This window comes from Bacillus sp. JJ1532, assembly GCF_036965085.1.
Taxonomy (GTDB): domain Bacteria; phylum Bacillota; class Bacilli; order Bacillales; family Cytobacillaceae; genus Cytobacillus.
Genome location: NZ_JBALOW010000101.1, coordinates 1 through 10684, shown reverse-complemented (window position 1 = coordinate 10684; position 10684 = coordinate 1). Strand labels below are relative to the sequence as shown.

Here is a 10684-nt window from a genome sequence, read left to right as displayed (position 1 = left end):
CCCCGACGTACAGGACGTACTAGTGTCGACAATGCGACAGGACAAGGAAAGCCTCGGCAGCGAAACATCGCACGACCAAAAGTGAAACTTTTGGGAGGACGTCGCGTTTTTGGCGACCTCGAGGTCATAAGCCAGTCTGCCAAGAAGGTTAAAGAACAACCTTCTCGACAGCATGTCTTTTGCTCGTCGGGGGTGGGCAAGGCGCTTACGCTTTTCTATTTAGGTGGTGAGGACAATCGAATTAAATAAGCGGCAAGAAAAAATATTAGAAATTGTGAAGGAAAACGGGCCAATCACTGGTGAAAATATTGCAGAAAAGTTAAATTTAACTCGAGCAACATTAAGACCGGATTTAGCCATTTTAACAATGGCTGGCTTTTTAGATGCGAGACCGCGGGTCGGCTATTTCTATACAGGAAAATCAGGTACTCAGCTGCTTACAGATAATTTAAATAAGCTGTATGTGAAGGATTATCAATCGATACCTGTAGTTGTGAATGAAAATGTTTCGGTTTATGATGCCATTTGCACAATGTTCTTGGAAGATGTAGGAACATTATTCGTGGTTGACCAGGAATCCATACTTGTTGGCGTTCTTTCTAGGAAAGATTTGCTGCGTGCAAGTATAGGGAAACAGGAATTAACGAATATCCCTGTAAACATAATCATGACAAGAATGCCCAATATTACAATGTGTGAAAAGGAAGACTTATTAATTGATATTGCAAAGAAATTAATTGAGAAACAAATTGACGCGCTTCCGATTGTTAAAGAAACGGAAAAAGGCTTTGAGGTAATAGGCAGAATTACAAAAACGAATTTAACAAAAGCATTTCTTGCTCTTGCAGAAGATAATTAAATCATGTACAGAGGAGATGGTGTTAAGGGATGACAAAAAAGCCAATCATCTATGTTGTGTCTGACTCTGTTGGGGAGACTGCCGAATTGGTTACGAAAGCAGCCGTCAGCCAGTTTAATGGCAGCGGAGTAACGATCAAGCGATTTCCATATGTGGAGGACAAGGTTCATATAGAAGAAGTAATTTCTTTAGCAAAAATGGATAATGGAATGATCGTATATACACTTGTTAAGCCAGATATACGCCATTATATTAATGAACTGGCTGAGCGGGAAGGGATCTATGCTTGTGATATAATTGGGCCGTTAATGGATAAAATTCAGCTTTTATATGGAAAAACACCTCTATTCGAACCAGGTCTAGTTAGAAAACTGGACGAGGATTATTTTAAAAAAATAGAAGCTATTGAATTTGCTGTTAAATATGATGATGGCCGTGATCCAAGAGGGATATTAAAAGCGGATATTATTCTTGTAGGAGTATCCCGAACTTCTAAAACACCGCTATCACAATATTTAGCCCATAAAAGACTAAAGGTCGCAAACGTACCGCTTGTACCAGAGGTGGATCCTCCTGAAGAATTGTATTTAGTTCAGCCCGAAAAGTGCTTTGGACTAAAAATTAGCCCAGAAAAGCTCAATCATATTCGCAGAGAACGGCTAATATCTTTAGGATTAAGCGATAATGCCAGTTATGCAAACATTGAAAGGATTAAAGACGAAATCAATTATTTTGAAAAAATCGTCAGCAAATTAAATTGTCCTGTCATTGACGTAACGAATAAAGCCGTAGAAGAAACGGCAAATTTAATATTAAATCAATACCACAGAAGCTTTCCAAAAAGCTAGCACATAATTCTGTATTATGTGCCTTTTTCTTTTTTGGCAAAAAGGTAACGGAACCTTTTGAAAATTTAAATTCTTCTTGATGCGTTTAAAACAAAATATTAATAGAAATAAGAAAAAATAATAGAAATTCAAGCTTTTTTATACTATAATAAAAAATTGTGATAAAAATGTTATAGTTTAGGTTTAGAGTTGAGTATGAACGAATAAACTATTTATTGTGAGAAGTCAAGTGACCGGAAAAAAAACAATTCGACATGATCAATTGTAATGGAAATGCTGCAAGAATTATTTTGTATCAGGATTCTGAAAAGCATTTAGACCATTATACCCGGCTTGATTGAAAATCTACTTGTAATTTTAACAGTTGCATGAGTTTAGGATGAATGTAGCTCATGCTAAAAGTTGCTTTTTGAAAGAAGGATTATGTGGAGTGATGTAGAATAATTAGAACATTAGGCAATCCAATTATCTTGGTTGATGCCGATTCTTGTCCTGTAAAGGAAGAAATTGTCGAATTAGCTAATAGCTATTCTGTTGATGCTATTTTATTGCCTCATATGCTCACATAAAAAATGATCTAAAGGGAGCTTTTTGGAAATTTGTTGACTCAAGTAAAGAGGCTGTTGATTTATTCATTATGAATCATGTGCAGAAACGGGACATCGTTGTTACACAGGATATTGGTTAGCATCGACACTTTTATTTATGTTCTGTCTCCAAAGGGGATTTCATACGATGAGAAAGATATTCATACTGCGCTTGATATGAGATATTTATCGGCCTAAGCGCGTAGAAGGGGGATACATGGGAAAGGGCCCATGCCTTACAGTCGTGAAGATCGTACTAGGTTTGTGAAAGAATTGACAAAGATTTTGTCGAATTTTGAAGGAATTCGCTAATTTTTATAGAAATATTAATTAATGGATTAATTATCTTTCTAAATTTGATGCCCTGGGTGTACTTTAAGAGGCTTCTTATGTATTGATTTTTTATTAATTGGAGTTGTTCCCATGGTAGAGCGTATCGCCGAGGAGAAAGTGAATGAGATTCGGCAAGCTGTCGATATTGTTGATATTATAAGCGATTATGTTCAATTAAAAAAGCAAGGACGAAATTACTTTGGTCTATGCCCATTTCATGGAGAGAACACACCATCTTTTTCCGTTTCACCTGATAAGCAAATTTATCATTGCTTTGGATGCGGAGCCGGCGGAAATGCCTTTTCATTCTTAATGGATCTTGAAGGTTATTCCTTTCAAGAAGCAGCTGTCAGATTAGCTGAAAAAGGGAATATTAAGCTTGACATGATTATTCAGTCCGCAGCCGCTCAAAGTAATGTTCCTCCCGATATTCAGCAAATGCTGGAGGCCCATGAGCTATTGCGTAAATTTTATCATCATCTGCTGTTAAACACAAAAGATGGCCAACATGCACTAGACTATTTGCTTGGCAGAGGATTTACGATTGAAACCATTGAGAAATTTCAAATTGGGTATTCCCTTCCTTCTTGGGATTTTGTATATAAATTTCTTGGGAAGAGAAAGTTTCCAATAGAGGTAATGGAAAAAGCAGGTCTTATTATTAAACGCGAAAAAGATGGCAGTTATTTTGATCGTTTTCGCAACCGAATTATGTTTCCGATTTTTGACCGAAGTGGAAAAACGATTGCCTTTTCAGGAAGGTCTTTAGGGGACGATGAACCCAAATATTTAAATAGTCCTGAAACGCCAATCTTTAATAAAAGCAAAATTTTATATAATTTTCATTTAGCAAGACCTCAAATCAAGAAACTCCAGCAAGCTGTTTTATTTGAAGGATTTGCGGATGTTATTTCTGCTGATCTTGCAGGAGTTGAAAACGGTATTGGCACAATGGGAACATCCTTAACGGAGGACCATGTCTCCGCTTTAAAGAGAAATGCCCAGTCAATCACTGTTTGCTATGATTCCGACAATGCTGGAATTGAAGCGGCTTTCAGAGCGGCTAACATGCTATCTAATGCAGGATGTCAAGTAAGGGTTTCTTTAATGCCAGACGGCCTTGACCCAGACGACTATGTTAAAAAATTCGGTCCAGAAAAGTTTCGTCACGAGGTAATAGATGGCAGTCATACACTTATGGCGTTCAAGCTGCATTATTACCGCAGAGGGAAAAAACTGCAGGATGAAGGAGATCGCCTGCTTTATATCGAAGAAGTATTAACGGAAATAAGCAAATTAGATAATGCAGTAGAAAAGGATTATTATTTACGGCATCTTGCGGATGAATTTTCCCTATCACTGGAAGCACTTAAAGAACAGGAAAAACAAATTAATTTTTCAGAAAGACGGAAGACTAAGGGACAGAGCAGCAACGAGACAGTCAAAAAACAGCTGATTCTTCAAAAGCAAGCGAAGCAGTTAAAGCCTGCATATTATACAGCTGAGAGAAATTTAATTGCACATATGCTTGCCGATAGTGACCTTGCATTTAAGGTTCAGAATTTTCTTCAAGGAAATACGTTTAATGTGGATGAGCATCAAGCAATCATTACTTATTTATTAGGCTTTTATGAAGAAGGGCACCCGCCAGATACAAGTGCCTTTATCAACTTCCTAGTTGATGAAAAGTTAAAAAGAATCGTTGCTGATATTCAAATGATGGAAATAAACGATGAATTAAGCGAACAAGAATTAACGGATTATATAAAACAGGTGTTTAATTATCAAAAAATGTTAAAGATAAAAGAAAAACTGCTTGAACAAAAAGAAGCAGAGCGGAAAAGTGATTATGTAAAGGCAGCCTTGATCGCAATGGAAATTATTCAATTGCGCAAGTCTCTATAGATTAGGATATTTCTTAAGGATTGTCTGTGACTTTGGAAGGAGGGGGACATATGGCTGAAAAATCAGCTCGTTCAAAAGAAGTTGATTCAGAATTGACCCTAGATCAAGTGAAAGAACAATTAACAGAGGTTGGAAAAAAGACGGGCGTTCTTGCCTATGACGATATTGCAGAAAAATTGGCCCATTTTGATTTAGATTCTCATCAAATGGATGAATTCTATGAGTTCCTTGGAGATCAAGGTATTGAGCTAGTCGGTGACAATGACGATGATGCCGACCCTAATGCTAAGGAATTAGCAAAAGGTGAAGAAGAGTTTGACTTAAATGATTTAAGTGTTCCACCAGGCGTGAAAATCAATGACCCTGTGAGAATGTACTTAAAAGAAATTGGCCGTGTTGATCTACTTTCTGCTGAGGATGAAATTTCACTTGCAGAACGGATTGAAGATGGTGACGAGGAAGCGAAAAGGCGTCTTGCTGAAGCAAACCTCCGATTAGTTGTAAGTATTGCCAAGCGTTATGTTGGCCGTGGAATGCTTTTCCTTGATTTAATTCAAGAAGGAAATATGGGCTTAATTAAAGCCGTTGAAAAATTTGATTATCGAAAAGGCTTTAAATTTAGTACGTATGCAACTTGGTGGATTCGCCAAGCGATTACAAGAGCGATTGCCGACCAGGCAAGAACCATCCGAATTCCCGTTCATATGGTTGAAACTATTAACAAATTAATTCGTGTACAGCGCCAATTACTTCAGGACCTTGGCCGCGAACCAACTCCAGAAGAAATCGCTGAGGATATGGATTTAACTCCAGAAAAAGTGAGAGAAATTCTAAAAATTGCGCAAGAGCCAGTTTCTTTAGAAACGCCAATTGGGGAAGAAGATGATTCCCATTTAGGCGATTTTATTGAAGATCAGGATGCGACTTCACCTTCTGAGCATGCTGCCTACGAGCTTCTTAAAGAGCAGCTGGAGGATGTTCTTGATACTTTAACCGATCGTGAGGAAAATGTACTGCGCCTTCGCTTTGGGCTTGATGACGGACGTACAAGGACCTTAGAGGAAGTCGGTAAAGTATTCGGTGTTACACGTGAACGTATTCGCCAAATTGAAGCGAAAGCATTGCGCAAATTAAGACATCCGAGCAGAAGCAAGCGTTTAAAAGACTTTTTAGAATAGAAAATCATTGTCAGAAAATAGTTTACTTCTTACAATAGAGGTAAGCTATTTTTTTTCCGCTGGAATGGACGTGTATTCTTAATGAATGAAACAAGAAAAAAGATCATAGTTAACGAAATAATTAATTGGCGAAAAAATCGCATGCTCCCTGAACATTATTGTGATTTCCTCTTAGCATTGTACACAGAAGGAAATGAATCGGAAAACAAGAAAGAGCCAGCAGCTATAAAAAAAATTCACTGGAAAAACCATTATTTATTTTTAATGTTAATTCCGTTAGCTCTATTTTTAATCCATTTTACTGAATTGTCTATTACTTTGCAAATGGCCTTTTCCATATTATTTGTATTAGCTGGGATTATTTTCACTTTTTATTTTTTTAGAAAAGGAATTTTACTGCAAATACCTTTAATTGCTTCGGCATTAATTTTATTATTATCTACCGTTGAATTTATTTCAAGATTATTTCCAGATAGACTTATGGTCCTTTACATAGTAATATTCATGAACTGTTTTTTATGGTTGTTAACAGGCTGGAAACTTAAGCTTCCAGCCTTTATCATATCTGGAGTTTTAGGGATAATATTAATAGTAATTTCTATATTTATATATTAAAAAGATTTTTTTGAAGTTTTTAAATGTTGAGAAAATGATTTTCTCTCTTTTATTTAATGAAGTAAGTGGAAGTTCCTCTAAATTCGCTGGAGTTTTGTCTGATTTTTGAATTTGGTGTAACAAAGTTGCCTTAAGGGCTTTTCCTTCTACACGTTTTGAAGTAGAATAGAAATTGTTTGTATAAATATTTACTTTATTTGAGATGTTCTTACATAAGGGAGGTATAAACATGAAAAATCCAGTAATGCCGTACATCTTAATTTTTGCATTGGGTATCGTTGCAATGTTCCTGATTTCCTTTAAAGGACTTGGTGATGCTGAGCAGCTTGCTGCTGAAAGAGAAGGCGGCGGTGAAAAGACTGAAGAAACGGCTGCAGCAAGCCCTGAGGAGATCTATCAAAAGAGCTGTATTGGGTGCCATGGTGATCAATACCAAGGTGCAGTTGGACCAGCTTTAACAGGTGTTGGTGACCATCTATCACAGGAAGAGATAGCTGATATTCTTGTTAATGGTAAAGGGTCCATGCCTCCTGGTTTAGTTCCTGCAGATAAAGCAGGCGAAATGGCTGCTTGGCTAGCGGAATTAAAATAAAATAGTTTGTTAAACATAAGCTTGAAGGCCAAACTTTGGCCTCCCCAAGCGCAAAATAAAAAAAGTCCTTTGCATCTGTAAAGGGCTTTTTTTAAGTAGATTTTTTCCTCGTGGGTGTTAAGACTTTGCAAAACCATACTATTTTTAATACTATTATAAGGATAAATCAACTGTGCTAGTAATAGTGGACTTATATTTTTCTTTGAAAAGTGGTGGATAAATTGAATACTGAGAAATTATCACAGCGTTTAGAGGCTGTTGCAAATTATATTCCTGAAGGGTGCAGACTTGCTGATATTGGCTCGGATCACGCATATTTGCCATGCTATGCAGTGAAACGAGGCATGATCCATTTTGCGGTTGCTGGGGAAGTGGCAGAGGGACCGTATCAATCTGCTAAAAGCCAAGTTGAAGCGGAAGGATTAAATGACAAGATAAATGTCCGCAAAGGAAATGGATTACAGGTAATCTCAGTGGATGAAGTGGATTGTATTACAATTGCCGGGATGGGCGGAGCTTTAATCACAAATATTTTGGAAGAGGGCAAGGAAAAGCTAGGAACGGTAAAAAGGCTGATATTACAGCCAAATATCAGTGCTATTACGATAAGAAGCTGGCTTAATGAAAATGGCTGGGTATTAATTACTGAAGAAATTCTTGAAGAAGATGAAAAAATTTATGAGATTTTAGTTGCTGAAAAAGGGGATTCGAAGGAAAGACGAGAGTTGGATCTGCAAAAGGAATTATTATTTGGCCCTTTTTTACTAAAGCAGAAATCAGTTATTTTTAAAAAGAAATGGCTTGGAGAATTAAAGAATTGGTTAAGAATTTTAGCCCAGCTAGAGAATGCAGCAGCTACAGAGGAAACAATAGAGAAAAAAAATGAACTAATAGAGAAGATAAAGATGGCAGAGGAGGTATTGGATCATTGAAAAAAATAAATGGACATGAAATTATTCAGCTATTTGAACAGTTTTCTCCAAAAGGCTATGCTATGGAGGGAGACAAAATTGGGCTGCAAATTGGCAGATTGAATAAGCCGGTTGAGAACGTCATGATTGCACTGGATGTACTAGAAGAAGTAGTTGATGAAGCGATCGCTAAGAATGTTCAACTCATTATTGCTCACCACCCGCCTATTTTTCGACCGCTTAAATCAATTGCCACTGATACGCCTGCCGGTAGAATAATTGAGAAATTGATTAAGCATGATATCGCTGTCTATGCTGCCCACACAAATTTGGACGTTGCTACTGGCGGTGTTAACGATATGCTTGCTGAAGCACTAAAGCTAGTTAATACGGAAGTCTTAGTTCCTACCTACGAGACCGAATTGAAAAAACTAGTTGTCTTTGTTCCAGAAGATAATGCTGACGACCTTAAAAAGGCATTAGGAGATGCTGGTGCTGGAGCGATTGGCCATTACAGTCATTGCAGTTTCGAATCATCCGGAATTGGACAGTTTTTACCAGGTGAAGGGACAAATCCCTTTATTGGCGAGCATGGAAAGCTAGAGTCAGTGAAAGAACTGAGGATCGAAACGATTTTCCCGGCTCAGTTAGAGAATAGAATCTTAAAAGCCATGTTTCTTGCTCATCCTTACGAAGAAGTTGCCTATGATATTTATAAGCTGGACAATAAGGGTGAAGTATTAGGTCTTGGCAGAATTGGCGAAATTGAGGAAATGACATTAGGGGAATTCGCAAATCACGTTAAAAAAACATTAGATGTGAATGGTGTCCGTGTAGTAGGAGATCTCGATTCAAAGGTTAAAAAAGTAGCTGTCCTCGGCGGGGATGGGAATAAATACTTTACCTCTGCCAAATGTAAAGGAGCAGATGTCTACGTAACGGGTGATATGTATTATCATGTGGCACATGACGCCATGATGATGGGATTGAATATAGTTGACCCAGGGCACAATGTCGAAAAGGTGATGAAACAAGGCGTAGCCTTGCAATTGACAAAAATGTGCCAAGAAAAGGGATATGCCGTTTCAATATTTGCTTCTGAAATACATACAGATCCTTTTCAATTTATGTAAGTAAAGCTTATAAAAAGAAGGGCTGCCATTTTTTAGGCTGCCCTCTTTTTTATTTATTTTTTAACCTTTGGTAAAATTTTATTTAATGGCACTTTTTTCTCTTTTACCCATGTACTTTCATCATTCGGATTAAATTGTTCAATAAATGAAATGACTTCTTTTGTGATTGGAGTTGGTGTAGATGCTCCTGATGTCACGGCAACGGTTGATGCATTCTTAATCCACTCAATATTTAGCTCAGTTACATCGGCAATACGGTAGGCCTTCGTACTGGCAATTTCTTCTGAAACCTGTGCCAGACGGTTTGAATTATTGCTTTTTGGATCGCCAACGACAATAAGGACATCAGCTTCACCAGCTTGTTCAGCAACAGCCTCTTGACGAACCTGGGTTGCTAAGCATATTTCTTTATGGAATTCAGCATGTGGATATTTCTCCTTAATTTGCTCCATGACATGTTTAACATCCCATTGGCTCATCGTTGTTTGATTCGTGACAACAATTTTTTTGCTATCAATATTTAATGCATTGACATCATCTATCGTTTCTACAAGGTGAACATCGCTTGGAGCTACTCCTACAGCTCCCTCTGGTTCTGGATGTCCTTTTTTGCCAATGTAGATAATTTTAAAGCCTTCTTTTGTTTTTTCCTTTATTAAATCATGGGTTCGCGTAACATCAGGGCATGTTGCATCTATCGTAACGAGTCCTTTTTGCTTTGCTAATTCTCTCACTTGTGGAGAAATTCCATGTGCAGTGAAAATAACTGTTCCCTTATCGACCTTTTCAAGAATCTCCAGACGATTGCTTCCGTCAAGTGTAATGATCCCCTCTTCTTCAAAGGCATCGGTTACATGTTTGTTATGAACAATCATTCCAAGAATATAAATGGGTCTAGGCAAATTTTTATCGAGTGCAGCATTTCTCGCAATTACCATGGCATCAACCACCCCGTAGCAGTAGCCGCGCGGTGAAATTTTTATAATTTCCATCTTCTAAAAAACCCCCTTTAAATATGCATCTATATGAAGTGACTGGCATTCTATTTTCGATGTTCAAATAGATAAATGAACAATTACGTATACTATTATATAAGACATTTGCTAATAATAATACTAAAAGGGGGCCAAGAAGGGTGTGTTTCTAATCATGGTAAAAAGTCACAGATTTAATGATATTCATAATAATGACAGCTAAACATATAGTTTTGGTTTTGAAATCCCTCTTTCACTCTTTTTCTCATTTTCACTTTCTTTCTCAATTTCGATAGTGATTTCATCTATTTCAAGATCAATTACTTTTTGCTTAGCTTTACTAGTTTTTTTAGCTTTTATGGGCTCCTTGCTTTCTAGATTCTTTCCCTCAGCTGGTTCATCAGATGAGCCCTTTAGTCCTCTGTAAAGCTTCCATATCGCTGGAATGTTTTTTACCATTGGCCCATATTGCTGTACCATTGGCCCGAATTGCTGAGCTGAGTTTAATACTTTCTGTGTATTTTCTAAGAAGCCTGAAATAGCCCCTGGATTACTAAGAGTTTTTAGGATTCCCCCTGCACCGTTACCTCCAGCTCCGGCTGCTCTGCTTGCTGTTTGCAGCGGTCCAGCCCCTATACCGCGAGCCTGTTGGTTCCCGCGGCCTAACAGCTTGGATAGCAAGCCACCGCCGCCCTGTCTCATTTGCGATGGTCCGCCTGGTCCCCTAAATCCACCGCCGCCCTGTCTCA

The 10684-nt window shown here is 37.8% G+C and carries 11 protein-coding genes and 1 pseudogene; 10 read left to right on the top strand and 2 right to left on the bottom strand.

Annotated elements, in window-relative coordinates:
* From V7122_RS23350 to V7122_RS23305, 10 genes and pseudogenes are all read left to right on the top strand, one after another.
* On the top strand, positions 1–249 hold a 249-nt coding region (locus tag V7122_RS23350), incomplete at its 5' end, for a hypothetical protein (protein ID WP_335529545.1).
* Positions 227–859 carry a helix-turn-helix transcriptional regulator gene (locus V7122_RS23345; protein ID WP_197414433.1) on the top strand — a complete coding sequence of 211 codons (633 nt, stop codon included), beginning with the start codon at positions 227–229 and terminating at the stop codon, positions 857–859. The genes V7122_RS23350 and V7122_RS23345, both read left to right, overlap by 23 nt.
* 29 nt (positions 860–888) lie before the next feature.
* Positions 889–1707, top strand: coding sequence for a pyruvate, water dikinase regulatory protein (locus tag V7122_RS23340; protein WP_335354620.1), 819 nt, complete (start codon positions 889–891; stop codon positions 1705–1707).
* Positions 1708–2171: 464 nt separating this feature from the next.
* A pseudogene (locus V7122_RS23335) lies at positions 2172–2606 on the top strand (YaiI/YqxD family protein).
* A gap of 111 nt (positions 2607–2717) precedes the next feature.
* Complete coding sequence (gene dnaG, locus V7122_RS23330; RefSeq protein WP_335529543.1) at positions 2718–4532, top strand: DNA primase; 1815 nt, start codon at positions 2718–2720, stop codon at positions 4530–4532.
* Positions 4533–4582: 50 nt separating this feature from the next.
* Positions 4583–5710, top strand: coding sequence for an RNA polymerase sigma factor RpoD (rpoD, locus tag V7122_RS23325; protein ID WP_335344563.1), 1128 nt, complete (start codon positions 4583–4585; stop codon positions 5708–5710).
* Between the two features lie 81 nt (positions 5711–5791).
* Positions 5792–6325 carry a hypothetical protein gene (locus V7122_RS23320; RefSeq protein ID WP_335529540.1) on the top strand — a complete coding sequence of 178 codons (534 nt, stop codon included), beginning with the start codon at positions 5792–5794 and terminating at the stop codon, positions 6323–6325.
* Between the two features lie 229 nt (positions 6326–6554).
* Complete coding sequence (gene cccA, locus V7122_RS23315; protein WP_335344561.1) at positions 6555–6917, top strand: cytochrome c550; 363 nt, start codon at positions 6555–6557, stop codon at positions 6915–6917.
* A gap of 221 nt (positions 6918–7138) precedes the next feature.
* Complete coding sequence (locus V7122_RS23310; RefSeq protein ID WP_335529537.1) at positions 7139–7849, top strand: tRNA (adenine(22)-N(1))-methyltransferase; 711 nt, start codon at positions 7139–7141, stop codon at positions 7847–7849.
* Entirely contained in the window at positions 7846–8961 is a 1116-nt protein-coding gene (locus V7122_RS23305; protein ID WP_335529534.1) for a Nif3-like dinuclear metal center hexameric protein, read from the top strand. The genes V7122_RS23310 and V7122_RS23305 overlap by 4 nt, the downstream gene beginning before the upstream one ends.
* Before the next feature lie 53 nt (positions 8962–9014).
* Here V7122_RS23305 and V7122_RS23300 read toward each other — a convergent pair whose 3' ends face one another.
* Together V7122_RS23300 and vrrA are read right to left on the bottom strand one after the other, a co-directional pair.
* A complete protein-coding gene (locus V7122_RS23300) occupies positions 9015–9953 on the bottom strand; it encodes a 4-hydroxy-3-methylbut-2-enyl diphosphate reductase (protein WP_335529531.1) in 939 nt (312 codons plus the stop codon).
* A gap of 201 nt (positions 9954–10154) precedes the next feature.
* Positions 10155–10684, bottom strand: a 530-nt coding sequence (gene vrrA / locus V7122_RS23295) for a VrrA/YqfQ family protein (protein WP_335529528.1), incomplete at its 5' end; no start/stop codon positions are given.

Excerpts from the sequence above, each read along its gene's own strand:
- V7122_RS23340 (WP_335354620.1), top strand. The coding sequence starts at position 889 with ATGACAAAAAAGCCAATCATCTATGTTGTGTCTGACTCTGTTGGGGAG.
- dnaG (WP_335529543.1), top strand. The coding sequence starts at position 2,718 with ATGGTAGAGCGTATCGCCGAGGAGAAAGTGAATGAGATTCGGCAAGCT.
- rpoD (WP_335344563.1), top strand. The coding sequence starts at position 4,583 with ATGGCTGAAAAATCAGCTCGTTCAAAAGAAGTTGATTCAGAATTGACC.
- V7122_RS23320 (WP_335529540.1), top strand. The coding sequence starts at position 5,792 with ATGAATGAAACAAGAAAAAAGATCATAGTTAACGAAATAATTAATTGG.
- cccA (WP_335344561.1), top strand. The coding sequence starts at position 6,555 with ATGAAAAATCCAGTAATGCCGTACATCTTAATTTTTGCATTGGGTATC.
- V7122_RS23300 (WP_335529531.1), bottom strand. The coding sequence starts at position 9,953 with ATGGAAATTATAAAAATTTCACCGCGCGGCTACTGCTACGGGGTGGTT.